This window comes from Streptomyces sp. NPDC004051 (genome assembly GCF_053604275.1).
In genome coordinates, this window is the sequence record NZ_JBSGHG010000011.1 from 16,493 (window position 1) to 40,575 (window position 24,083).

At 71.9% G+C, this 24,083-nt stretch carries 17 protein-coding genes; 11 read left to right on the plus strand and 6 right to left on the minus strand.

Annotation, left to right across the window (positions count from 1 at the left end):
* Positions 1 to 113 precede the first annotated feature (113 nt).
* From ACWEQO_RS14425 to ACWEQO_RS14435, 3 genes are all read left to right on the plus strand, one after another.
* A complete protein-coding gene (locus ACWEQO_RS14425; RefSeq protein WP_452982747.1) occupies positions 114 to 593 on the plus strand; it encodes an excalibur calcium-binding domain-containing protein in 480 nt (159 codons plus the stop codon).
* 142 nt (positions 594 to 735) lie between these two features.
* Entirely contained in the window at positions 736 to 1,800 is a 1,065-nt protein-coding gene (locus ACWEQO_RS14430) for a hypothetical protein (RefSeq protein WP_452982750.1), read from the plus strand.
* Between the two features lie 11 nt (positions 1,801 to 1,811).
* The gene (locus ACWEQO_RS14435) at positions 1,812 to 2,237 is read left to right on the plus strand and encodes a hypothetical protein (RefSeq protein WP_452982753.1); all 426 of its coding nucleotides are present in this window, start codon (positions 1,812 to 1,814) and stop codon (positions 2,235 to 2,237) included.
* Here ACWEQO_RS14435 and ACWEQO_RS14440 read toward each other — a convergent pair.
* Genes ACWEQO_RS14440 through ACWEQO_RS14450 form a run of 3 tightly spaced genes read right to left on the minus strand, consistent with a single transcriptional unit; the run spans position 2,203 to position 4,513 of the window.
* Positions 2,203 to 2,481, minus strand: coding sequence for a hypothetical protein (locus ACWEQO_RS14440; protein WP_361447817.1), 279 nt, complete (start codon positions 2,479 to 2,481; stop codon positions 2,203 to 2,205). The genes ACWEQO_RS14435 and ACWEQO_RS14440 overlap by 35 nt on opposite strands.
* Positions 2,481 to 3,971 (minus strand): molybdopterin-dependent oxidoreductase, encoded by a 1,491-nt coding sequence (locus ACWEQO_RS14445; protein WP_452982756.1) that lies wholly within the window; start codon positions 3,969 to 3,971, stop codon positions 2,481 to 2,483. The genes ACWEQO_RS14440 and ACWEQO_RS14445 overlap by 1 nt, the downstream gene beginning before the upstream one ends.
* Before the next feature lie 44 nt (positions 3,972 to 4,015).
* The gene (locus ACWEQO_RS14450) at positions 4,016 to 4,513 is read right to left on the minus strand and encodes a hypothetical protein (RefSeq protein ID WP_452982759.1); all 498 of its coding nucleotides are present in this window, start codon (positions 4,511 to 4,513) and stop codon (positions 4,016 to 4,018) included.
* A gap of 255 nt (positions 4,514 to 4,768) precedes the next feature.
* Here ACWEQO_RS14450 and ACWEQO_RS14455 point away from each other — a divergent pair, with 255 nt between their 5' ends.
* Both ACWEQO_RS14455 and ACWEQO_RS14460 read left to right on the plus strand, forming a co-directional pair.
* Complete coding sequence (locus tag ACWEQO_RS14455; RefSeq protein ID WP_452982762.1) at positions 4,769 to 6,571, plus strand: thiamine pyrophosphate-requiring protein; 1,803 nt, start codon at positions 4,769 to 4,771, stop codon at positions 6,569 to 6,571.
* Complete coding sequence (locus ACWEQO_RS14460; RefSeq protein WP_361447805.1) at positions 6,568 to 7,665, plus strand: SDR family oxidoreductase; 1,098 nt, start codon at positions 6,568 to 6,570, stop codon at positions 7,663 to 7,665. The genes ACWEQO_RS14455 and ACWEQO_RS14460 overlap by 4 nt, the downstream gene beginning before the upstream one ends.
* Here ACWEQO_RS14460 and ACWEQO_RS14465 read toward each other — a convergent pair.
* Positions 7,637 to 9,418: a glycoside hydrolase family 15 protein gene (locus ACWEQO_RS14465; protein ID WP_452982765.1), complete on the minus strand. Its 1,782-nt coding sequence runs from the start codon at positions 9,416 to 9,418 to the stop codon at positions 7,637 to 7,639. The genes ACWEQO_RS14460 and ACWEQO_RS14465 overlap by 29 nt on opposite strands.
* A gap of 290 nt (positions 9,419 to 9,708) precedes the next feature.
* On the opposite strand from ACWEQO_RS14465, the gene ACWEQO_RS14470 reads away from it, so the two are divergent.
* Positions 9,709 to 10,851 carry an enolase C-terminal domain-like protein gene (locus ACWEQO_RS14470; protein WP_361447799.1) on the plus strand — a complete coding sequence of 381 codons (1,143 nt, stop codon included), beginning with the start codon at positions 9,709 to 9,711 and terminating at the stop codon, positions 10,849 to 10,851.
* Positions 10,852 to 10,879: 28 nt separating this feature from the next.
* On the plus strand, positions 10,880 to 14,050 hold the full coding sequence (locus ACWEQO_RS14475; RefSeq protein ID WP_452982769.1) for an FAD-binding and (Fe-S)-binding domain-containing protein: 3,171 nt from the start codon (positions 10,880 to 10,882) through the stop codon (positions 14,048 to 14,050).
* Positions 14,051 to 14,222: 172 nt separating this feature from the next.
* Here the strand turns inward: ACWEQO_RS14475 and ppdK are convergent, their stop codons facing one another.
* Entirely contained in the window at positions 14,223 to 16,970 is a 2,748-nt protein-coding gene (gene ppdK, locus ACWEQO_RS14480) for a pyruvate, phosphate dikinase (protein ID WP_452982772.1), read from the minus strand.
* Positions 16,971 to 17,499: 529 nt separating this feature from the next.
* Here ppdK and ACWEQO_RS14485 point away from each other — a divergent pair.
* The 3 genes from ACWEQO_RS14485 (at position 17,500) to ACWEQO_RS14495 (ending at position 21,224) form a co-directional block, all read left to right on the plus strand.
* Positions 17,500 to 19,332, plus strand: a complete 1,833-nt coding sequence (locus ACWEQO_RS14485; RefSeq protein ID WP_452982775.1) for a CDP-alcohol phosphatidyltransferase — start codon at positions 17,500 to 17,502, stop codon at positions 19,330 to 19,332.
* A gap of 159 nt (positions 19,333 to 19,491) precedes the next feature.
* On the plus strand, positions 19,492 to 21,087 hold the full coding sequence (locus ACWEQO_RS14490) for a sodium-dependent transporter (protein ID WP_452982778.1): 1,596 nt from the start codon (positions 19,492 to 19,494) through the stop codon (positions 21,085 to 21,087).
* The gene (locus tag ACWEQO_RS14495) at positions 21,087 to 21,224 is read left to right on the plus strand and encodes a methionine/alanine import family NSS transporter small subunit (protein ID WP_452982781.1); all 138 of its coding nucleotides are present in this window, start codon (positions 21,087 to 21,089) and stop codon (positions 21,222 to 21,224) included. Before ACWEQO_RS14490 ends, ACWEQO_RS14495 begins: the two co-directional genes overlap by 1 nt.
* A 67-nt stretch (positions 21,225 to 21,291) precedes the next feature.
* Here the strand turns inward: ACWEQO_RS14495 and dusB are convergent, their stop codons facing one another.
* On the minus strand, positions 21,292 to 22,515 hold the full coding sequence (dusB, locus tag ACWEQO_RS14500) for a tRNA dihydrouridine synthase DusB (protein WP_452982784.1): 1,224 nt from the start codon (positions 22,513 to 22,515) through the stop codon (positions 21,292 to 21,294).
* 79 nt (positions 22,516 to 22,594) lie between these two features.
* On the opposite strand from dusB, the gene ACWEQO_RS14505 reads away from it, so the two are divergent.
* Complete coding sequence (locus tag ACWEQO_RS14505; RefSeq protein WP_361447781.1) at positions 22,595 to 24,040, plus strand: MFS transporter; 1,446 nt, start codon at positions 22,595 to 22,597, stop codon at positions 24,038 to 24,040.
* Positions 24,041 to 24,083: the final 43 nt, after the last annotated feature.

Sequence of the window (24,083 nt, forward strand, 5' to 3'; positions counted from 1 at the left end):
TCGCATCACGGGTCCACGAAACCTCCCCACCCTCCCCCGGCCACTCCCCTACCGTCGGCAGCTCACACCCGGCAGACCGCCCCGGACGGGGGCATGCCGCCGGATATCCGCACATGGCTGGGAGTTTCCCCGTGAACCTGTCCTGCAAGTCCGCCGCCGTGACCGTCGCCGCGCTCGCACTGGCCGCGCTGCCCCTCACCACCGCCACGGCCCACGAGGGCAACCACCCGTTCGAGAACTGCACCGAGGCGTACGACGCCGGGTACAAGAACATCGAGGTGGGCGACGAGCACTACGGCAAGCACCTGGACCGCGACGGCGACGGCGTCGGCTGCGACCGGGCACCGGCGGGCTTCGTCCCCGCCGACGACAGGGACAGCGGCTCGGACGACGGCGCCACCGGCTCCGACGCCGGCTCCGGCTCCGGCTCCGGCTCCGACGACAAGGGCACCGCCGAGAAGAGCGGCGGCACCGACCTCGCCGAGACCGGCGGCAACAGCGCCACCCCGTACCTCGCGGCCGGCGGCGCGGCCGTCGTCCTCGCGGGCGGCGGGGTGCTGTTCGCCTCCCGCAGGCGCCGCAGCACCGACTGACCCGGAGCGTCGGCACCCTTACGGCCTCGGCCGGCTGGCGCGGAGCACCGGGGCGCGGTTGCATGAATCGGCACGCCGTGCGCGTGAGGCGCACGGCGGCGCGGGCCCGGTGGCCGCTCGGACGATGCGAGGGGAGAGGCCGTTGGACTTCCGTCAGGCGGTGGCCCTCGCCGTGGCGGTCGCCGCACTGGCGACGGGCTGCACAGCGGCCGACGCCGTACCGGACTCGGTGCCGCAGGTGGCCGTTCTGCGGTTGGAGACGCCGGTGCGGGAGCCGATCTGGTCGAAGGAGACCCACGCGGTCCTCGCGCTGGCCGAGGACGCGTCCCGGATCGCCAGGATCACCCCGGAGGTGAGGTCCGGCCGGCTGACGGCGCGCACCGCGCTCTCCGGTCCCCTCCCCGGCCTGGGCGAGAATCTGGCGCCGAGCGCCACGGGCGAGGAGGTGGTGTACGCGCCGCGTCCCGAGGCCGGTCGGGTCGCCGTCGTCGACGCCAGGACGCTGCGGGCGAAGACGTCCCTGCCGGCGGGCAGGACGCCGTCCTTCGTCGCCGTGGACTCCGGCGCGGACGTGTTGCTGGCGCTGTCCGCGGACGGCTCCACCGTCACCGGGGTGGGCGTCCGGCCTGCCCCCGGCGAGGAACCCTCCGTCGTGACGCGGACCGATGTCCGGCTCGGTCCGGCGGGCGAGGTCGACGGCGCCGCGCGGGGGCGCCTCATCGAGTTCCACACGGTCGGACCGGACCGGGTGAGCCACTACAAGGGGGCCGCGGGCGAGGTGGAGAAGACCGCCGACCTCGCCTTCCGGGCCGAGACGGCCACCGGCGACCTGATCAAGGTCAGTCGGCTCTACGCCGCCGAGAAGGGGACGGACCTGCTGGTCGCGATCGACACGTCACCCGGCGGGGACCGGCTCCTGACGGTGGCCCGGTCCCGGCTCGGGGCCCCGGTGCTGCGCCTGGGGGTCGACGAGGACCGGCTCTACGCCGCCACCGAGGACCGGCTGGTGGTGCTGGAGACGAACAGTTACGAAGGTTTCCCGGAAGGGAGGTTCACCGTCGTGGAGAGCGTCGACTTCCGGGCCCCGGTGCGGGACGCGGGGGTGAGGAAGGCGCCGTTGTCGGGCATGACGGTGGGCCCGGAACGGGTCTATCTGACCTTGCGGGGCGTCCCTCACGCCCTCAGTGTCGCCAAACCGGGTCTGTAGGTGCCCCACCCATGGGATTCCGTACGTGGAGCGCACGCCGCAGGCGGTCGGCCGGCGGCGGACCGGAGTCCGCGGCCGTACCCGGCGCGGCCGCGGACATGGACCTGTTGTTCACCCAGGTACGGCGCCTGCGCGAACTGGCCGGTGACCCCGAGCAGGCCGGGGACGCCGACCGCGTGTACGACTTCGGCATCCGGTGGGGGGCGTTTCTGCACGGACGGCTGCCGCGGCTGGTGCGGTACGACCGTCAGGGCGTGCTCGGTCCGGCCGAGCGGGACCGGTTCGCGGACCTGTGCGCCGAACTGCGGGCCGCGGCACCGCTGGCCGCGCGGCTCGGCCTGGCGGTGCCGCGCCTGGACGGCGAGCCGCGACGCCGAGCGGCGCCGGCACCGGGGCGCGGGGTCAGGGGTCCAGGACGTCCGCCCGGTGCACGATGACGCCGGTGCGGGGCCGCGGGCAGCCGCGGCGGCGGCAGGTCACCGCGATCATGTAGGCGTCCTCGTCCTCGTCGAGGAAGAGGAACCCCAGGTGGAGCGCGTCGCCGACGGTCCACCGCCGGCGGTTTCCGCAGGACGGGCAGGCCACGCGGCGGCGGCGCAGCACGCGGCGGACCCGCTCGCGCTGTTCCTCGTCGAGCGGTGTGATCTCCGGACGGGCCGCCGTGCGCGCCGGGCCGGGCATCAGATCTCCACGTCCTTGTCGTAGAAGACGTTGTCCTCGCGCCAGCCGCCCATGCCGTGGCCGATCGCCGCGTAGTCGGAGACCACTTCGATCCGGTCGATCCACTTGGCCATCTTGAATCCCACCTGGGTCTCCAACCGCAGCCGCAGCGGCGCGCCGTGCTTGATGGGAAGCGGTCCGCCGTTCATGTCGTAGGCGAGGAGGCACTGCGGGTGTTTCGCCAGGCTGAGGTCGATGACCTCGTAGAACTGGCCCGCGCCCTCGGCTCCGGGTTCGTCGCGGCCGACGTCCTGCATCGTCAGGAAGCACAGGAAACGCGCCTCGGGCAGGGGTTGCACCAGGTCGAGCACCGTCTGCAGCGGCACCCCGCCCCACTGGGCGATGCTGGACCAGCCCTGGACGCAGTTGTGCAGGACCTGTTGGGTCCGCGGCCGGCCCAGCGCGCGCAGGTCCTCCAGGGAGAGGGCCACGGGGCGTTCCACCAGCCCGCCGACCTCGAGCCGCCAGTCCACGAACCCGTGCACCGCCATCGTCTTGTACCGGAGGGAGCACGGCGGTTTGCCGTTGACCCGGTGCTCGACGGACACCTCCCGGCGCGGGTAGGCCTGGGTCGACCTCAGCGGTCGCAGCAGGGTCCGGCGGACCGGTGTGACCACGGCGCCGAGAGCGCGTTGCACGGTGCGCGGCCGTCTCAGGCTGACCACCGTGGCCGCGACGTGCACGGCGACGATGCCGGCCAGGACGGCCATGGACGCCCAGACGGCCCCGTCCAGGTCCTGCACATGACCGAAGATCATCAGTGCGTGCAGTTCCGGCCAGCCCCACAGGACGATCATCGTCAGATGGGCGGCGATGAACGCCAGGAAGGCCACCAGCCCCAGGAAGTGCAGGCTGCGGGCCGCCTGCCGCCCGCCCCACAGCCGTACGTACCAGGGGAACCGGGCCTCGATCGCCGGGGACTGGGCGGCGCCGGTGAGGATCTGGAAGGGGGCCAGCAGGAAGATCACGGCCCCGTATGCGATTTTCTGCAGGGCGTCCAGGGGCTCGCCCGGCAGCAGCGGCGGCAGGTCGAAGCTGAGGTAGGTCAGCAGGTCCTCCCAGGCGGTGGGGAAGAGCGACCAGTCCTGAGGGAGGTAGCGGCGCCACTGGCCGGTCGTGAACAGCAGGACGTAGTAGGCGGCACCGGTCAGGATCCAGCCGATCACGCTGATGAAGTGCCAGTGCCTGCCCATCCCGAGATTCCGGCGGCCCGGCAGGGACACGAGGGAGGAGTAGTGCTCCTCCTCGTCCAGGGTGTCGTACAGGCGGTCCTTCGGCATGGTCTTGCGGGTGAAGCGCGCCCACTCGGTGCCCGGCCGGCTGTCGTCGCGCCAGTAGAGCTTGGGGTGGGTGGCGATGATCTCGATGCCGCTGCGGACGAGCAGCGTGAGGAACAGGACGTTCAGCCAGTGCTCGACCCTCAGCCACACGGGGTAATCCAGATGCTGCACGTGAACTCCCACGTCCGGGCTGTCGGTTTCTGACTCAGCCGTGTTCAGTCGTGCCAGTGGCGGCGGTCGGGCGCGGCGACGTTCAGTCCGGTGCGGACCGAGAGGTGAAGACCCGCGAAGAGAACCGCCAGGGCCATCGAGAGGGTGCCCGGGACGTAGTCCCACCGTCCCCTCAGCTCCCCGAGGCCCGGAAGCCCCGCGGTGCGGCTGACGAGGTACACCGCGAGGGAGGCCGACGACACCAGGCTGCCCAGCGTCCAGGCGGAGCGGCCGCGGCGGCGAGGCCTGCCCGCGCGAGTGGCCCAGCCCCGCGCGACACCGGCCGCGGCGAGTACCGGACCGGCGGCGAGCAGCGCCAGGCACGCGGTGAAGTAGCCCGGCACCCCACGGTGGGTGAACGCCGTCCACAACTGGACGGCGGCGAGGCCGAGCAGCAGCCCCAGCGCCGACAGTGTGGTGAGAGCCGGCAGGTTGAAGGCGAGATACCGGTAGAAGGACACCGCCTTTCCCACTCCGGTCCACCGCAGCACCGCAGTCGTCATCGTCCACCACCGATGCCCGGGCGGCGGCTCCCCCGGCGTCCGGCCGGTGGCGATCCGTGAGTGAGCGGCATGGGGCCCAACATAGGCGTGACCCCGACCGGCGGCACTTCGGCCGTTCTCGCTCGCCGCGGGCTTTCCCCCTGCCGTGCGCACCCGTTCGCCGTGGAGGGCCGAACGAGTGAGTACCGCCCGGTTTACCGACTTTCAGGGAAGGCACTCCGAAAGCGCCTTTCGTCCCTCCCCCAGGAGAGCCCCATGAGTCAAGTCGCCGACTACGTGCTGCAGCGCCTGTCCGAGTGGGGCGTGAAGCGGGTGTACGGCTATCCGGGTGACGGCATCAACGGTCTGCTCGGCGCGTTCGACCGGGCCGACGGCGACCCGGAGTTCATCCAGGCGCGGCACGAGGAGATGGCCGCGTTCATGGCCTGCGCGCACGCGAAGTTCACCGGTGAGGTCGGCTGCTGCACGGCGACCTCCGGTCCGGGCGCGGTGCACCTGCTCAACGGTCTGTACGACGCCAAGCTCGACCACCAGCCGGTGGTGGCGGTGGTCGGCCAGCAGAAGCGGCTGTCGCTGGGCACCCACTACCAGCAGGAGATCGCGCTCGACCAACTGTTCGCGGACGTGTCGGAGTTCTGCCAGATGGTCGTGCACCCGGGCCAGGCCCGGCACGTGATCGACCGCGCCTTCAAGACGGCGCTGACCACCCGGGGCGTCGCCACGATCATCATCCCGAACGACGTGCAGGAGGAGGAGGCCGTGCCCTCCCCGCCGAAGGCGCACGGCTCGGTCTTCTCCAGCGTCGGCTGGAGCCGGCCCCGGGTCCTCCCCGACCCCGGGGAGCTGCGCAAGGCCGCCGACGTCCTCAACTCCGGCAAGAAGGTCGCCATGCTGGTCGGCCAGGGCGCGGCGGAAGCCGAGAGCGAGGTCGTGGAGGTCGCGGAGCTGCTGGGCGCCGGCGTGGCCAAGGCCCTGCTGGGGCGTGAGGTGCTGCCGGACGACCTGCCGTTCGTGACCGGCCCCATCGGGCTGCTGGGCAGCAAGGCCAGCGACAGCATGATCCAGGGCTGCGACACCCTGTTCATGATCGGCAGCAGCTTCCCGTACGCGGAGTGGCTGCCGGACGAGGGCCAGGCCCGGGGCGTGGAGATCGACATCGACGGCCGCATGATCGGCATCCGCTACCCCATGGACGCCCACCTCGTGGGCGACTCCAAGGAGACCCTGCGCGCCCTGATCCCCCTGCTCCGGCGCAAGGAGGACCGCTCCTGGCGAAAGAAGATCGAGAAGGACGTCGTCGAGTGGAACGACCTGTGCGAGCGGTGGGCCGCCCAGCACTTCGGCGACACCATCAACCCCCAGTCCGTCGCCGCCGAACTCTCGCCCCGGCTGCCGGACGGCGCCATCCTGACCGCCGACTCCGGCTCGGGCACCAACTGGTGGGCCCGCCACCTCAAGCTCCGCGACGGCATGCGGGCCTCGCTGTCCGGCACGCTGGCGACCATGGGCCCGGGGACGCCGTACGCGATCGCGGCGCGCTTCGCGTACCCGGACCGGCCGGTGATCGCCTTCATCGGGGACGGCGCGTTCCAGATGAACGGCATGAACGAGATGATCACCGTCAAGCGGTACCTGGACCGCCTGTCCGGACCGGCCCCGCTGATCTTCTGCGTGTTCAACAACCAGGACCTCAACCAGGTCACCTGGGAGCAGCGCGCCATGGCCGGCGACCCGAAGTACCCGGGCTCCCAGACCATCCCCGACGTCCCCTACGCCGCCTACGCCGAACTCCTCGGCCTCAAGGGCATCGTCTGCACCCGCCCCAAGAAGGTCGGCGCAGCCTGGGACGAGGCGCTCGCCGCCGGCCGGCCCGTGGTCCTGGAGTTCAAGGTCGACGCGGAGATCGCGCCGATCCCGCCGCACATCATGAAGTCCCAGGCCAAGAAGGCGGCCAAGGCGGCGCTGCACGACCCGGAGCTCGCCGGCATCGCCACCAAGGGCGTACGCCAGAAGCTCACCGACTACGCCGAGCACCTCCCCGGCCGGGGGAAGAAGTGAGCGCCGCGCGGCGGTCCTCACGCGGTGGACGCCACCGCCGGACGGGCGGCGGGCAGGTCGTGGTCGTCACCGGGGCGAGCGGTGGGGTCGGCCGGGCCACCGCCCGGGCCTTCGGCGCGCGCGGATGCTCCGTGGCCCTGCTCGCGCGGGGCGAGTACGCCCTTCAGCGGGCGGCCGACGAGGTCCGGCAGGCGGGCGGACGCGCGCTGCCCCTGGTCGTGGACGTCGCCGACGCCCGGGCCGTGGACGCCGCCGCGGCCCGGGTGGAGGAGGAACTCGGGCCGATCGACGTCTGGGTGAACGCCGCCTTCACCACGGTCTTCGCCCCCGTCCAGGAGGTCCGGCCGGAGGAGCTGAAGCGGGCCACGGAGGTGACCTACTTCGGTTTCGTGCACGGCACCCAGGCCGCCCTGCGGCGCATGACACCGCGCGATCGCGGCACCGTCGTCCAGGTCGGTTCGGCCCTGGCCCGGCGCAGCGTCCCGCTCCAGGCGGTGTACTGCGGGGCCAAGCACGCCATCCAGGGGTTCACCGAGTCGCTGCGCTGCGAACTGCTGCACGACCGCAGCGGGGTGCGGGTGACCATGGTCCAGATGCCCGGGCTCAACACGCCCCAGTTCAGCTGGGTCCTCACCCGGCTGCCCCGGCACCCGCGCCCCGTGGCCCCCGTCTACCAGCCCGAGGTCGCCGCCGAGGCGGTCCTGTACGCCGCGGACCATCCGGAGCGGCGCGAGTACTGGGTCGGCGGGTCCACCGTCGCCACCCTGCTCGGGCAGAAATTCGCCCCCGGGCTGCTGGACCGCTACCTGGCCCGGACCGGTTACGACGCGCAGCAGACGGACCGGCCCATCGATCCGTCGCGGCCGGTCAACCTCTGGAAGCCGCCGGACGACACCGCTCCGGCGGACTACGGCGCGCACGGCGTCTTCGACGAGGAGGCCCACCCGCGCAGCCTCCAGTTCTGGCTCTCCCGCCACCGCCGGCCGCTCGCACTGGCCGCCGCCGCGGCCGGCGCCGCCGCGGCGGTGGCCGGCGGCACGGGCGGGCGCGCTCGGCCGGGTGCGCTCAGGGCGGCGGCGCCGAGGCGTCGCTGAGGCGGACCGCGCACTCCAGCAGGAGCGCGTGGACGAAGGCCTGGGGCAGGTTGCCGCGCAGCTGACGCTGCCGTACGTCGTACTCCTCCGCGAACAGCCCGGACGGACCGCAGGCCGCCCGGGTGCGTTCGAACCAGCGGAACGCACCCGTGCGGTCGCCCAGGTGGTGCGTGGCCAGGGCCATGGTGAACCCGCACAGCAGGAAGGCCCCCTCCTCCCGGCCCAGCGGGCCGCCGGGGTGGTCGAAGCGGTACACGTATCCGTCCTCGGCCAGCCGGTCCTCGATGTGGGCGCGGGTGACGGCGCTGCTGGGGTCGTCGGCGGAGGGGCAGCCGCGGGCCAGCGGCACCAGCAGGGCGGCCTCGGCCCCGTCGTCGTCGGCGGCCCGGCGCCAGCGGCCGTCGGCGCGCAGACAGCGCCGGCGCGTCTCGGTCATGATCACGTCGGCGGTCTCGGTGCACCGCCGCGCCGTCGCGCCGGGCAGCACGTCCGCGATGTGCCGCAGCCCGGAGACGACGCTCAGCCGGGAGTGGGTCCACCACCGGTCCTCCAGCTCCCACAGACCTGCGTCGGGCCGCCGCCAGTTGCGTTCCACCGCGTCCACCGTGACCCGCACCGCGCGTTCGGCCTCCGCGGTGAGCCGGTCGTGGCGGGCGGCCGCGGCGAAGAGCTGCAGCACCTCCCCGAACGTGTCGAGCTGGAACTGGGTGGCCGCCCGGTTGCCGACCCGGTCGCCGCCGCCCGGATAGCCCGGCAGCCGCAGCGCGCGCTCCTCGGGAACCGGCCCACCGTCGACGGTGTAGGCGGGCCGGACCCGTTCGCCGTCCTCGAGCACGCGTGCGGCGATGAAGCGCACGGCGCCGTCCACCAGCTCGTGCGGCCCGTGCGCGGCGACCGCGACGCCCGCGTAGCACTGGTCGCGCAGCCAGGCGAAGCGGTAGTCGTAGCTGCGCCCGGTGTTGGCCCGTTCCGGCAGTGAGGTGGTGGCGGCGGCGACCATGCCGCCCGCCGAGCTGGTCAGGCCCCGCAGCACCGCGTACGCGTGCCGGGCGTCGCGCGGTGCGGCGAGCGTCGAGCAGTCCGGCACGGCGCGACGCCACTCCCGCTCCGTCGCCCGCCACAGCTCCCCCGGCTCGAGGCGGCCCCCGTCGGGGCCCGCGGCGAGCTCCAGCACCAGGTCGTGCTCCTCGCCCCGCCGCAGCCGGAACTCGCCGCGCAGCCCGCGCTCCCCGTCCCACGCCGCCTCGGGAGCCCCCAGCAGCCGCAGCCGCAGCCCGCCGCCCCGAGCCGTCCACACGCCGTCCTCCCGTCGGGCGTCCGTCATGCGGTGGGCGCCGAAACCGGGGCGCGGGTCGAGGCTCAGCCGCAGTCGCGCCTCACCCCGCTCCACCCGCATCCGGCGCAGCAGCACCAGCCGGTCCGGCGCGGCGGGCAGGGCCAGCGCGTCCCGGCACTCGATCACGGAGTCCGCGGTCACCCAGCGGCTCACCCGGATGAGGGTCCCCTCTTCGTAGGAACCGCCCCACACGTGCCACCGGTCGGCGGGTTCCACCGCGAAGTGCCCGGCGCCCGCGATCAGCGCGCTGAAGACCGCGTCGCTGTCCCAGCGCGGCGCGCACAGCCAGACCACCCGGCCCTCGGGATCGACCAGCGCCCCGCGTTCGCCGTCGGCCAGCACGGCGTAGTCCCGGATGGCCCAGGGCGGGACGGCGGGGCGCCCCGGAGGGGTGGGCGTCGGGACTCGGAAGCTCATGACACTGGCCCTAACCGGACCGGACCGGCCGGAAACGTGACGCCGCCGACCGGCGGCTCCCCGCCCCGGACCGGCCGCTCACCGTGCGGTCCGCACGAGTGGCAGAACCGGAAGCACCGTTTACCCGGCCCGCCCACGGGTCACCCCCTGATGACGGCAGAGGTGCGTCCGGAGGAGAAAGCGATGACGCTGGTGGCCGACCTCGTCCCGCGGCGCCCGCGGGAACGGGACGTCGAGCGGGTGCACGGCAGGCTCACCGAGTGCGCCGAGCACCCGTCAGGGCGCCCCTGATGCGGGACGACACGACGCCGCTGGAGGGGTGCACGGTCGACGCGGTCGACGTCCACGCCTTCGAGGTCCCCACCGACGGCCCCGGGGGCAGGGAGCAGGACGGCACCCTGGAGTGGGACTCCACGACCCTGGTCCTGGTCCGGGTGCACGCCGGCGGCAGGACCGGACTCGGTTACACCTACGGGGACGCCTCGGTCGCCCCGTTCGTGCACTCGGAACTGATCCCGGTGATCGAGGGCGGGCCCGCCTCCTCGCCCGCGGCGCTGTGGCAGCGGATGGGCGCGCGGATCCGCAACGCCGGGCGTCCCGGGGTGGGGAGCATGGCGCTCTCCGCCGTGGACGTGGCGCTGTGGGACCTCAAGGCCAGACTGCTGGACCTTCCGCTGGTGCACCTCCTCCCGGCCTGCCACGACCGGGTGCCGGTCTACGGGAGCGGCGGCTTCACCAACTACCCCCCAGGCCGCCTCACCGACCAGCTCACCGGCTGGGTGGACCAGGGCATCCCGCGCGTGAAGCTGAAGACCTCACGGCAACCGGAACGCGACGCAGCCCGCCTGACCGCCGTACGCGAGGCGGTCGGTGACGGACCGGAACTGTTCACCGACGCCAACGGCGCGCTCGGACGCAAGGAGGCCCTGTACTGGGCGCGGCGGTTCCACGACGAGTGGGACGTGCGCTGGTTCGAGGAGCCCGTCACCTCCGCCGACCTGGAAGGGCTGCGGCTGCTGCGCGACCGAGGCCCGGAACGGCTGGAGATCGCGGCGGGAGAATACGCCTTCACCGCCCAGGACTTCGTCAACCTAGTCGACGGGCCCGCCGTCGACTGCCTGCAGGCGGACATCACCCGGTGCGGGGGCGTCACCGGCGTGCTGGAGGTCGCCGGTCTGTCGGCCGCCCGGCACCTCGACCTGTCCGCGCACTGCGCCCCGGCGCTGTCCGCGCACGCCTTCTGCGCCGTGCGCCGACTGCGGCACCTGGAGTACTTCCATGATCACGTGCGCGTCGAGCACCTGCTGTTCGACGGCACCCTGTCGCCCGTCGGCGGCGCCCTGCGCCCCGACACCGACCGGCCCGGACTCGGCCTGGACGTCAAATGGGCCGACGCGGAGCCCTACCGCGTCCACGGGACGCGACCGTCCTGACCAGGACGGCAGAGGAGAGTGGACACCCATGGCCAAAGCGACACGCCGCACGGAGCGGGAGGTCCCCGCCAAGACCGACCCGGGGATCGCGGGACCGCCCCGCGCCCGGCAGACCATCGACGTCGGGAAGCTGGAGCGGGCGCTGCGCAAGGCGGTCGAGGGCGAGGTCCGCTTCGACACCGGCACGCTCGGCCTGTACGCCCAGGACGCCTCCAACTTCCGTCAGGTGCCGGTGGGGGTCGTCGTACCGCGCACCCTGGACGACGTCGTGGCGGTGCACAGGATCTGCCACCGCTTCGGCGCCCCCGTCCTCAACCGCGGCGGCGGCACCAGCCTGTCCGGCGAGACGGTCAACGAGGCCGTCGTCATCGACCACTCGAAATACCTCACCGCCATCGGCGAGATCGACCCCGACCGCCGCCTCGTCACCTGCGAACCGGGCGTCATCAACGAGGAACTCAACCGCCACACCGGCGCACACGGCCTGATCTTCGGACCCGACCCCTCCACCCACTCCCGGTGCGTCATCGGCGGCAACATCGGCAACAACTCCTGCGGCATCCACTCGGTGCAGTCGCAGCTGTACGGCCCCGGCCCGCGCACCAGCGACAACGTCGAGGCCCTGGAGATCGTCACCTACGACGGCGCACGGTTCTGGGTCGGCGTCGACGAGGAGGAGCGGCTCGACGAGATCATCGCCGCGGGCGGCCGCAAGGGCGAGATCTACGCCGCGCTGCGCGACCTGCGGGACAAGTACGCCGACGCGATCCGGGCCGGGTTCCCCTCGGAGAAGCAGGTGCCGCGCCGGGTCTCCGGCTACAACCTCGACGAGCTCCTGCCGGAACGCGGCTTCAACGTCGCCCGCGCCCTGGTCGGCACCGAGAGCACCTGCGCCACGGTGCTGCGGGCCGTCCTCAAACTCACCCCCGCCCTGCTGCAGCGCACCACCGTGGTGGTGGAGTACGACGACCTCGCCGACGCGGCCGAGCACTGCGAGGAGATCGTCGAGCGGTGGCGGCCGATCGGCCTGGAGGCCCTGGACGACGAGCTCATCCGGGACCAGCAGGAACAGAACATGAACCTGGAGGACATCAAGGAGCTCCCGCGCCGGGGAGGCGGGGCCTGGCTCGTCGTCCAGTTCGGCGCGGACACCACCGAGGAGTCCGTCGACCGGGCCCACCGGTTCATCGCATGGCTCACGGACGACAAGGGCTACGCCCGCGACCGCATCCGCGTCGCCAGGAGCACACAGGAGGGCGGCACCAGCGAGCACCTGTGGGCGATCCGGGAGGGCGGCCTCGGCTCGACCGCGTTCCCGCCCGACGGCAAGGACCACTGGCCCGGCTGGGAGGACTCCGCCGTCCCGCCCGACCGGCTCGGCGAGTACGTGCGCAAGCTGCGCGAGGTCATGGACCGGCACGGCATCAAGGGCGCCATGTACGGGCACTTCGGCCAGGGCTGCATCCACTGCCGGCTCAGCTTCGACCTCCGCACCGCCGACGGACTGGCCACCTACCGGGCGTTCATCGAGGACGCCGCCGACCTGGTCGTCGCCCTCGGCGGGTCGGTGTCCGGCGAGCACGGCGACGGCCAGCAGCGCGGTGAACTGCTGGAGAAGCAGTACGGCCCCGAACTGGTCCGGGCCATGCGCGAGTTCAAGGCCGTCTGGGATCCGCAGGCCAAGATGAACCCCGGCAAGGTGATCGACCCCTACCGGATGGACGAGAACCTCAAGCTCGGCACCGACTACAACCCCCCGCGCACCCCGCTGAAGTTCGCCTACCCGGAGGACGGCGGCGACTTCGCCCACGCCACCCTGCGCTGCGTCGGCATCGGCAAGTGCCGCGTCCCGCGGGCCGAGACGACGATGTGCCCCAGCTACCAGGTGACCCGCGAGGAGAAGCACACCACCCGCGGCCGGGCCCGGCTGCTGTACGAGATGCTCAAGGGCGACGTGATCACCGACGGCTGGCAGTCGAAGGAGGTCAAGGACGCGCTCGACCTCTGCCTGGCCTGCAAGGGCTGCACCAACGACTGCCCCGTCAACGTCGACATGCCCACCTACAAGGCGGAGTTCCTGCACCACCACTACAAGTCGGCCCGGCGGTGGCGCCCCCGGCACGCCTACGCCTTCGGCTTCATCGACCGGACCGCCCGGATCGCCTCACGCGTTCCCGAGCTGGTCAACCTCGCCACCCGGACTCCGGGGCTGTCCCGGCTGACCAAGCTGGTCGCGGGCATCGACCGCAGGCGACCGCTGCCCCGGTTCGCGCCGATGACGCTCCAGGACTGGTTCGCCCGGCGCGGCGGCACCGCCAACCCGACCGGACGGCCCGTCGTCCTCTTCCCCGACACGTTCAACAACCACTTCCATACCCAGGTCGGTGTGGCGTGCGTGGAGGCGATCGAGGCGGCGGGCTGGCGGGTCGTCATGCCCGAGCAGCACCTCTGCTGCGGCCGGCCGCTGTACGACTACGGCTTCCTGGACGCCGCCGAACGCTACCTGCGCCGGGTGCTGGACGTCCTGCGGCCCGAACTGCGGGCCGGAACGCCCGTCGTGGGCATGGAACCCAGCTGCCTGGCCGTCTTCAAGGACGAGCTGCCCAAGCTGCTGCCGCACGACGACGACGCCGAGCGGCTGACCCGCAACGCCTACCACTTCGCGGAGTTCTTCCAGACCTTCGGCATCCGGCCGCCCGCCCTCGACGGCAAGGCGCTCCTGTGGGGGCACTGCCACCAGCGGGCCACCGGCGGCACGGATCCCGACCGGCGGCTGCTGGAGGAGATGGGCCTGGAGGTGGACGACCTCCGGGGCGGCTGCTGCGGCCTGGCCGGTTCGTGGGGCTTCGAGTCCGGCAAGTACGAGATCTCCCTGGACTGCGGCGAGCAGGCCCTCCTGCCCGCCGTGCGGGACGCCGGGGAGGACTGCCTGGTGGTGGCCGACGGCTTCTCCTGCAAGACGCAGATCGAGGACGCCGGCACCGGACGCCGGTCACTGCACGTCGCCGAGGTGATGAAGCTGGCCCGGGAAACCCGCGAAGCCCGGGAGCAGGGCGCGCGCGTCGCGTCCGGCCGGCCCGGGGAGGGCGGCCCCTCGCGTCCCGCCCCGCCGTGGCACGAGCGCGTCCTGCGCGTCTCGGTCGCCACCGCCCTGGGAGCGGCCGTCGTCGCCCTCGGCGTCCGCGCGGCACGCCGCTGAGGGCGGCGCGGACTTCCCGAAGACGCGGGGACACGAAGAAGCGGGGACACGAAAACGGCGGCGCCCCCGCACGGGTGCCGCCGTTTCCTTTCGTGATCCGGAGCCGTCGCCGATCGGTGAGGGTGGTCGGGTGACAGGCGACGGCTCCGGGGCTCGACTCACCCCGGAGGGGTCAGCGGTGGTCGCTGCCGTTCGAGGTGACCGCGGCGCGGCCGGCCTCCAGGCGGGCGACGGGGATGCGGAACGGGGAGCAGGAGACGTAGTCCAGGCCGACCTGGTGGAAGAAGTGGACCGACTCCGGGTCGCCGCCGTGCTCGCCGCAGACGCCGAGCTTGAGGCCGGGGCGGGTGGCGCGGCCGGCCTCGGCGGCGAGCTTCACCAGGGAGCCGACGCCGTCCTTGTCGATCGTCTCGAACGGGGAGACGCCGAAGATGCCCTTCTCCAGGTAGGCAGTGAAGAAGCTGGCCTCCACGTCGTCCCGGCTGAAGCCCCACACCGTCTGGGTGAGGTCGTTGGTGCCGAAGGAGAAGAACTCGGCGGCCTCGGCGATCTGACCGGCGGTCAGGGCGGCGCGCGGCAGCTCGATCATCGTGCCGATGGCGAGCTTCAGCCGCGTGCCGGTGGTCTGCTCGACCTCCTCGATGACCTGGTCGGCCTCCTCGCGGACGATCTCCAGCTCCTGGACCGTGCCGACCAGCGGGATCATGATCTCGGCACGCGGGTCGCCCTTGGCCGCCCGGCGCTCGGCCGCCGCCTCGGCGATGGCCCGCACCTGCATGGTGAACAGGCCGGGGATGACCAGGCCGAGGCGGACTCCGCGCAGGCCCAGCATCGGGTTCTGCTCATGCAGCCGGTGCACGGCCTGGAGCAGGCGCAGTTCGTTCTCGTGCGGCTCCTGCCGGGACTCGGCGAGGGCCACCCGGACCGACAGCTCGGTGATGTCGGGCAGGAACTCGTGCAGCGGCGGGTCGAGGAGCCGGACGGTGACCGGGAGGCCGTCCATCGCCTCGAACAGCTCGACGAAGTCCTGCTTCTGGTGCGGCAGCAGCGCCTTGAGGCACTCCTCGCGCTCGGCCTCGGTGTCGGCCAGGATCAGCCGCTCCACCAGCTCGCGCCGGTCGCCGAGGAACATGTGCTCGGTGCGGCACAGGCCGATGCCCTGGGCGCCGAAGCGGCGGGCGCGCAGCGCGTCCTCGGCGTTGTCGGCGTTGGCGCGCACCCGCAGCCGGCGCTTGCGGTCGGCGAAGGCCATCATCCGGTGGACCGCCTCGACCAGCTCGTCGGCGTCGTCGGCGCCCGGGTGCATCCGGCCCTCGAAGTACTCCACGACCGGGGACGGCACGACGGGTACCTCACCGAGGTAGACCTTGCCGGTGGAGCCGTCGATGGAGATCAGGTCGCCTTCCTCGACGACGTGCCCGCCCGGGACGGTCATCCGGCGGCGCTTGGTGTCGACCTCCAGCTCCTCCGCTCCGCACACACAGGTCTTGCCCATGCCCCGGGCGACGACGGCGGCGTGCGAGGTCTTGCCGCCGCGGGAGGTGAGGATGCCCTCGGCGGCGATCATGCCGTCCAGGTCGTCGGGGTTGGTCTCCCGGCGGACCAGGATGACCTTCTCTCCGGAGCGGGACCACTTGACGGCCGTGTACGAGTCGAAGACCGCCTTGCCGACCGCCGCGCCCGGCGAGGCCGCGATGCCGCGCCCGATCTTCTCCACCTTCGCTTCCTCGTCGAAGCGGGGGAACATCAGCTGGGCGAGCTGGGCGCCGGTGACGCGGGTGAGCGCCTCGGCCTCGTCGATCAGGCCCTGGTCCACCAGCTGGGTGGCGATCCGGAAGGCCGCGCCCGCGGTGCGCTTGCCGACGCGGGTCTGGAGCATCCACAGCTGGCCGCGCTCGATGGTGAACTCGATGTCGCAGAGATCCTTGTAGTGGTTCTCCAGCGTCTCCATGATCTGCATCAGCTGGTCGTACGACTTCTTGTCGATCTGCTCCAGATCGGCGAGCGGCACGGTGTTGCGGATGCCCGCGACCACGTCCTCGCCCTGCGCGTTCTGCAGGTAGTCGCCGTAGACGCCCTGCTGGCCGGAGGCGGGGTCACGGGTGAAGGCCACGCCGGTGCCGGAGTCGGGACCGAGGTTGCCGAAGACCATGGAGCAGACGTTGACGGCCGTGCCCAGGTCGTGCGGGATGCGCTCCTGACGGCGGTAGAGCTTGGCCCGGTCGGTGTTCCAGGAGTCGAAGACCGCGTGGATGGCGAGGTCCATCTGCTCGCGCGGGTCCTGCGGGAAGTCCCGGCCGGCCTCGGTCTTGACGATCTTCTTGAACTTGGTGACCAGCTTCTTGAGGTCGGCGGCCTCCAGCTCGGTGTCGACCGTGACCTTCTTGGCCGCCTTCGCCGCCTCCAGCGCGTCCTCGAAGAGGTCGCCGTCGACGCCGAGGACGGTCTTGCCGAACATCTGGATGAGGCGCCGGTAGGAGTCCCAGGCGAAACGCTCGTCGCCGGCCTGCTCGGCCAGGCCCTGCACGGACGTGTCGGAGAGGCCGATGTTCAGGACGGTGTCCATCATGCCGGGCATGGAGAACTTCGCCCCGGAGCGGACCGACACCAGGAGGGGGTCCTCGGCCTGGCCGAGCTTCTTGCCCATCGCCGCTTCGAGGGCGTCGAGGTGCGCACTCACCTCGTCACGCAGTGCCGCCGGTTCCTCGCCGCTGTCCAGGTAGACCTTGCAGGCTTCCGTGGTGATGGTGAAGCCGGGAGGGACGGGGAGGCCCAGATTGGTCATCTCGGCGAGGTTCGCACCCTTCCCGCCGAGAAGGTCCTTGAGGTCCTTGTTGCCCTCGGTGAAGTCGTAGACGAACTTCACGCCCTCAACACTCCCGCCCTGCTGGGTTCCACGGAGATCTTTGTTTTCCGACACGGGTCTCGACTCCTCGAGGACGCGGTGGCTGCCCTGACGAGCAGGAACATACCCAGATCGAAGGCGCATGGGTACGTCCACACGTCCACCATGCGGCTGGGACCCCGCCTTCGCCACTGGATCAAAAGTCAAAGGCAAGTCAAGGTTCGGCAAGAAATCGCCGCCTCATGTGTTCACTTCTTGAACGCAAGGATTCCGGATTGCACGCTCTACGCGCTCACCTGAGCGCCGTTCGACACGTTTGTTTTCGCTCGATGAACGATCAAGAGATGGCACTGGGTGCCAACCTTTGAGAAATGCAGCCGCCCATGATCCGCTCATTTGAGCGGACCCCTGATCAAGGGTGGCGAGAATCACGCTGTCCCGGTCGCCGGAATTTCACCATGCGGACGCTTCTCGTACCTCCGGTCCCCACGGCGGGACGGACCGTTGAACGAACCGGCCTGCACACCCGTACGGAACTGCGGCGGACCCGGACCCCCACGCCGGGTCCGCCTCCTCACCGGGTTTTGCACGGAAGGACCTCCGGGTGCCTGTCTTCACACGCCTGCACCGGCCGACACGGACCACCGAAGAAGAACGAGGGGGCCACGAGCGGGACGAGAAGCAGGGGGATCAGACCCGCCCCACCCCTCCGGTCGTCCGCGTCTTCCGCTCCCTCGGCGCCTTCCCTCTGCTCCGGGCTTTCCGCACCCGCTGCGCCGCTCTGCGCGACCGGCACCCCCGCGCCGCACGCGCCGTCCGTCCGACCCTGCACGTCCTGGCCGCCGTACTGGTCCTCGGCGCCCTTCTGCTGCCCAACACCGCCGGCGCCCTGCGCCCCGACCGGTTCGCCCGGATACCGGCCGAGGCGATCATCGGGGCCGCGCTGCTCCCCGCCCTGCCGCGCCGGCCCCGGATCGTCGCGGCCGTGCTGTACGGGGTCGGCCTCGCCGTGCTGACCGTGCTGAACCTGCTGGACATCGGGTTCAAGGAGTACCTGGGCCGGGGCTTCAACCTGGTCCTCGACTGGGGGCTGCTCGACGACGCCTTGTCCTATGTCAAGGACTCGATGGGCACCGCCACCGCCACCGCGGCCACCGTCGGCGCCCTCGCCCTCGTCCTGCTCCTGGTGGCGGGGATGGCGCTGGCCTCCGTCCGGCTGACCGAGCTGCTGGCCCGGCACCGCGCGCGGGCCACCCGGGGCACCCTCGTCGCGGGCACCGTGTGGATCACCTGTACCGCCCTCGGCGTGCAGGTCCTCGGTACGCCGGTCGCCTCCGACCGGGCCTCGACGGCGGCGAAGGTGCAGGCCCGGCGCGTGGTGAACACGCTGCACGACGAGGCGCAGTTCGAGAAGACGGCGCGTTCCGACGCCTTCGCGGCCACACCCCCCGACCGGCTCCTGCCCGACCTGCGCGGCAAGGACGTGCTCATCACGTTCATCGAGAGCTACGGCCGCGCCGCCCTGGAGGACCCGGTGATCGCCCCCGGTGTCACCCACACCCTCGACACCGGAACCGAGACCCTCGCGCAGGCCGGGTACCGGGCCCGGAGCGGCTGGCTGACCTCGGCGACCTTCGGCGGCAGCAGCTGGCTCGGCCACTCGACGGCCCTGTCCGGCCTGTGGATCGACAACCAGCAGCGCTACCGCACCGCCACCTCGAACGACCGCCTCACCCTCACCAAGGCGTTCCAGAAGTCCGGGGCGTGGGACACCGTCGGCATCATGCCGGGTGTCCAGAAGGCCTGGCCCGAGGCGCAGTGGTTCGGCCTCGAAAAGGTCTACAACGCCTTCCAACTGGGCTACCAGGGGCCGAAGTTCAGCTGGTCGACGATGCCGGACCAGTACACCCTCGAGGCCTTCCAGCACCTGGAGCACGGCAAGGAGCGCGACCGGGGCAGGAAGCTGATGGCGGAGATCATCCTGACCTCCAGTCACCAGCCCTGGGCGCCCCTGCCCGAGATGGTCGGCTGGGACGAACTCGGCGACGGCTCCGTCTTCGAGCCCATCCAGCGGGCGGGGAAGGATCCCGGCTCCCTCATCACGGACAGCGCCGGGTCCCGTCAGGAGTACGGCAGGTCGGTCACGTACTCGGTGACCGCCCTCACCCAGTGGCTGGAGCGCTACGGCACCGACGACACCGTCCTCGTCTTCCTCGGCGACCACCAGCCCGTCGCCCGGGTCAGCGGCCTGCGGGCGAGCCGGGACGTGCCGGTGACGATCGTCGCCAAGGACCCGGAGGTGCTGGAGAAGATCGCCGACTGGAACTGGACGGAGGGCCTCAGGCCGGCCGAGGACGCGCCCGTGTGGAAGATGGACGCGTTCCGTGACCGTTTCCTGAAGGCCTACGGCTCCGTCCCGCACCCGGCCGGACGCTGAGTCACGATCGGCCGCGCAACCCGCGCGTGACCTCGGACGACACCCCGTGCCGGGCCCGGCGGCGGCGCACGTGACCGGTATGCGGATACCTCTGTTCACCAGGCGTTCCTGTTGCTAGCGTGCCGCGCTACGCAAAAAAATGACCAAGGAACCGTGATCATGTCCAGTCCTTCCCGTGAGCAGTGGGGGAGCCGCGCAGGTTTCCTGTTCGCCGCGATCGGATCGGCGATCGGCCTCGGCAACATCTGGCGCTTCCCCGCCGTTGCCTACGACAACGGCGGCGGGGCCTTCCTCCTGCCGTACCTCGTCGCGCTGCTGACCGCCGGTATCCCGTTGCTCATCCTCGAGTACTCGATCGGCCACCGATTCCGGAAGTCGCCCCCGGCTGCCTTCCGCAAGCTGTCCAGACCGGCGGAGGCGATCGGCTGGTGGCAGGTCGCGATCTGCTTCGTGGTCGCCGCCTACTACGCCGTCATCCTCGCCTGGGCGGTGCGCTACATCGGGTACTCCTTCGGCGAGCAGTGGGGCGACGATGCCAACGCCTTCTTCTTCGGCGACTTCCTCCAGGCCGCCGAGACGCCCGGCGTCATGTCGTCCTACGTGGACGGTGTGCTCTGGCCGCTCATCGCGGTCTGGGTGGTCGTGCTGGTCATCCTGGCGCTCGGCATCCGCAACGGGATCGAGAAGGCCAACAAGTTCTTCATCCCGCTGCTGGTGCTCTTCTTCACCGTCCTGGTCGTGCGCGCGCTCACGCTCGACGGTGCCGCCAAGGGGCTGGACGGCCTGTTCCGGCCGGACTGGTCGGCGCTCGGTGACGGCAGCGTGTGGGTCGCCGCGTACGGCCAGATCTTCTTCTCGCTGTCCATCGGCTTCGGCATCATGATCACGTACGCCTCGTACCTGAAGAAGCGCTCGGACCTCACCGGCACCGCGATGGTCGCCGGCTTCGCCAACAGCGCCTTCGAGATCCTCGCGGGCATCGGCGTGTTCGCCACCCTCGGTTTCATGGCCGCGGCCCAGGGCGTCGGGGTGGACGAGGTCGCGAGCTCCGGCATCGGCCTGGCGTTCGTGGCGTTCCCGACGGTCATCTCCCAGATGCCGATGGGCGCGCTGTTCGGCGTGCTGTTCTTCGCCTCGCTGGTGATCGCCGGCCTCACCTCGCTGATCAGCATCGTGCAGGTCGTCATCGCCGCCGTGCAGGACCGCACCGGCATGCGCCGGGTCCCGGCGGTCCTGAGCGTCGGCGGGGCCGTCGCCCTGGTGTCGATCCTCGTCTTCCCGACCGACAGCGGCATCTACCTGCTGGACGCGGCCGACCACTTCATCAACCAGTACGGCATCGTCCTCGCCGCGCTGGCCTCGCTCGTCCTCGTGGGCTGGGTGCTGCGACGGCTGCCCGCCTTCCAGAAGCACGCCAACGACATCTCCACGATGCGGGTCGGCCGCTGGTGGCTGATCTGCCTCGGCGTCGTCACCCCGCTGGTGCTCGGCTGGATGATGGTCGACAGCCTGCGGGCGGAGTTCGCCGAGAACTACGAGGGCTACTCCACGGAGTTCCTGCTCTGGGCGGGCTGGGGCGTCGCCGCGGGGGCCCTGCTCGTCGGCGTGGTCCTCAGTCTGGTGCCCTGGCGCTCCGCCGACGTCGAATCCGACGTGGACGCCGAATCCGACGTGGAAGCGGGCGTGGCGGCAGGCGCGGGCTCCGGCTCTGACTCCGGTTCCGGCTCCGAGGTGCTGGAAGGGGGGAAGAACTGATGTCGACGAGTGCGATCATCATGCTGATCGTGGCCATCGTGATCGTCTGGGGCGGTCTGGTGGGCGCCATCGTCCACCTGCGCCGCCACCCCGAGCGTCCCGAGGAGGACGCGGCCCCGGCGCAGCCGACGGCCTGAGCGGTCCGGACACACCCGTACGGCCCTGCTCCCCGGGGGAGCAGGGCCGTACGGCTTCCGGCGCCGGTCAGCCGCCGGACGTGTCGAGTTCGGCGTCCGCGCCGACGTCCGCGCAGTCGTACGGGTCCTTCAGCCAGCCGTCCGGCAGCGCCACCCGGTTGTTGCCGGACGTACGGCCGCGGGGGCCGTCCGCGCCGGTCGGCCAGGGCTGGTCCAGGTCCAGCTCGTCCAGCCCGGCCCGCAGCGCCTCGAGGGACGAGGTGATCGCGAGCCGCTTGCGCATCTCGGAGCCGACCGCGAAGCCCTTCAGGTACCAGGCGACGTGCTTGCGGAAGTCGATCACCCCGCGCGCCTCGTCCCCGATCCACTCCCCGAGCAGGGTCGCGTGCCGGACCATGACGTCGGCGACCACGCGCAGCGTGGGCCTGCGGAAGTCGTCCCGGCCCTCGAAGGCCGCGACCAGATCGGCGAAGAGCCACGGCCGGCCCAGGCAGCCGCGCCCCACCACGACCCCGTCGCAGCCCGTCTCGCGCACCATCCGCAGCGCGTCGTCGGCGGACCAGATGTCGCCGTTGCCGAGCACGGGGATCTCCGGCACGTGCTCCTTGAGCCGGGCGATGGCGTCCCAGTCGGCGGTGCCGCCGTAGTGCTGTGCGGCGGTGCGGCCGTGCAGGGCGACGGCGCTCACGCCCTCCTCGACGGCGATGCGGCCGGCGTCCAGGTAGGTCAGGTGGTCGTCGTCGATGCCCTTGCGCATCTTCATCGTGACCGGCAGGTCCCCGGCGCCGCTCACCGCCTCGCGCAGGATGGACCGCAGCAGGTTCCGCTTGTAGGGCAGGGCCGAGCCGCCGCCCTTGCGGGTCACCTTCGGCACCGGGCAGCCGAAGTTGAGGTCGATGTGGTCGGCGAGGTCCTCCTCCGCGATCATGCGGACGGCCTTGCCGACGGTCGCCGGGTCGACGCCGTACAGCTGGATCGAACGCGGCGTCTCGCTCGCGTCGAACCTGATCAGCTGCATGGTCTTCTCGTTGCGTTCGACCAGCGCCCGGGTGGTGATCATCTCGCTCACGAACAGCCCCTTGCCGCCGCTGAACTCCCGGCACAGGGTGCGGAAGGGCGCGTTGGTGATCCCGGCCATGGGAGCCAGCACGACGGGCGGTCGGACCGCGTACGGGCCGACCGTCAGGTTCGAGTGGTTCGAGCGGTGCGAGTGGTTCGAGCGGTCCGGCCGGTTCGGCGGGGACTGGGCCGGGGCGGGCGTGGGCGTGGGCATTCCCCCATTGTCCCGCATCCCGAAAGCCGCCCGGGACGATACATGTGCAACAGTCATTAGTTAACCGCACTATCGAACCGCGCGTACGATGGACCCCATGCCCGAGCTCAGCCCGCGCCGACGCCTCCTCGTGCTCGCGATCTGCTGCATGAGTCTGCTCATCGTGAGCCTGGACAACACGGTGCTGAACGTCGCCCTGCCGTCCCTCCAGCGGGATCTGCACGCGAGCACCGCGGGTCTCCAGTGGACCATCGACGCGTACACCCTCGTCCTCGCCTCGCTGCTGATGCTGGCGGGCTCCACGGCCGACCGGATCGGCCGCAAGCGGGTCTTCATGGCGGGGCTGGTCGTCTTCACCCTCGGCTCGGTGCTGTGCTCGCTCGCCCCGAGCCTGGACGCGCTGGTCGCCTTCCGCATGGTGCAGGCGGTGGGCGGTTCGATGCTCAACCCGGTCGCCATGTCGATCATCACCAACACCTTCACCGACCCGCGCGAACGCGCCCGCGCGATCGGCGCGTGGGGCGCGGTCGTCGGCCTCTCGATGGCCGCGGGCCCCCTGGTCGGGGGGCTGCTGGTGGACTCCGTCGGCTGGCGCTCCATCTTCTGGATCAACCTGCCGGTCGGTCTCGCCGCCCTCGTCCTCACCCTGCGCTTCGTCCCGGAGTCCCGCGCCCCCGAGGCCCGGCGCGCCGACCCGGTCGGCCAGCTGCTGGTCATCGTCCTGTTCGGCTCGCTGACGTACGCCATCATCGAGGCGCCGCACGCGGCGCCCTCCACCACCGCCCCCTTCGCCCTCCTCGCGTCGGCGGCCCTGATCGCCCTGCTGATCTACGAGTCCCGCCGCCACGAACCCCTGATCGACCTGCGCTTCTTCCGTTCGGCACCGTTCAGCGGGGCCACCGTGATCGCGGTGAGCGCGTTCGCCGCGCTCGGCGGGTTCCTCTTCCTCTCCACGCTCTACCTGCAGAACGTGCGGGGCCTGAGCGCCCTGGACGCCGGCCTGTGGATGCTCCCCATGGCCGTCCCGACCTTCCTGTGCGCCCCGATCTCCGGCCGGCTGGTCGGCAGCCGGGGCCCCCGGGTGCCGCTGCTGATCGCGGGCGCCGCGCTGACGGCGAGCGGGCTGCTCTTCGCCCTCTTCGAGGCCGAGACGTCCGACGTCACGCTGTTCACCGGGTACGTCCTGTTCGGCGTGGGCTTCGGCTTCGTCAACGCCCCCATCACCAACACCGCCGTCTCCGGCATGCCCCGCACCCAGGCCGGGGTGGCCTCGGCGGTGGCCTCCACCAGCCGGCAGCTGGGCCAGGCGCTCGGGGTCGCGGTGGTGGGCGCGGTGCTGGCGGCGGGGGTGGGCTCGTCCTCGTACGCGGACCGCTTCGTGTCGGCGGCGCGGCCCGGTTGGTGGATCCTCACCGTGTGCGGGCTCGCGGTGCTGGTGGTGGGTGCGGTGACCTCCGGCCGCTGGGCCCGCGCGACCGCGCGGCGGACGGCCGAGCGGCTGGAGTCGGCGGAGATCCGCGAGGCGGCCGGCGTGGACGCGTAGGGCCTTCCCGGCCGGTCCCCGCCGAATCCACCTGCGCGCACCC

What these genes read in the sequence shown, in the direction of transcription:
- ACWEQO_RS14425 (WP_452982747.1), top strand. Translation starts at nt 114, where the DNA reads ATGGCTGGGAGTTTCCCCGTGAACCTGTCCTGCAAGTCCGCCGCCGTG.
- ACWEQO_RS14435 (WP_452982753.1), top strand. Translation starts at nt 1,812, where the DNA reads ATGGGATTCCGTACGTGGAGCGCACGCCGCAGGCGGTCGGCCGGCGGC.
- ACWEQO_RS14440 (WP_361447817.1), bottom strand. Translation starts at nt 2,481, where the DNA reads ATGCCCGGCCCGGCGCGCACGGCGGCCCGTCCGGAGATCACACCGCTC.
- ACWEQO_RS14450 (WP_452982759.1), bottom strand. Translation starts at nt 4,513, where the DNA reads ATGACGACTGCGGTGCTGCGGTGGACCGGAGTGGGAAAGGCGGTGTCC.
- ACWEQO_RS14455 (WP_452982762.1), top strand. Translation starts at nt 4,769, where the DNA reads ATGAGTCAAGTCGCCGACTACGTGCTGCAGCGCCTGTCCGAGTGGGGC.
- ACWEQO_RS14465 (WP_452982765.1), bottom strand. Translation starts at nt 9,418, where the DNA reads ATGAGCTTCCGAGTCCCGACGCCCACCCCTCCGGGGCGCCCCGCCGTC.
- ACWEQO_RS14470 (WP_361447799.1), top strand. Translation starts at nt 9,709, where the DNA reads ATGCGGGACGACACGACGCCGCTGGAGGGGTGCACGGTCGACGCGGTC.
- ACWEQO_RS14475 (WP_452982769.1), top strand. Translation starts at nt 10,880, where the DNA reads ATGGCCAAAGCGACACGCCGCACGGAGCGGGAGGTCCCCGCCAAGACC.
- ACWEQO_RS14490 (WP_452982778.1), top strand. Translation starts at nt 19,492, where the DNA reads ATGTCCAGTCCTTCCCGTGAGCAGTGGGGGAGCCGCGCAGGTTTCCTG.
- ACWEQO_RS14495 (WP_452982781.1), top strand. Translation starts at nt 21,087, where the DNA reads ATGTCGACGAGTGCGATCATCATGCTGATCGTGGCCATCGTGATCGTC.
- dusB (WP_452982784.1), bottom strand. Translation starts at nt 22,515, where the DNA reads ATGCGGGACAATGGGGGAATGCCCACGCCCACGCCCGCCCCGGCCCAG.
- ACWEQO_RS14505 (WP_361447781.1), top strand. Translation starts at nt 22,595, where the DNA reads ATGCCCGAGCTCAGCCCGCGCCGACGCCTCCTCGTGCTCGCGATCTGC.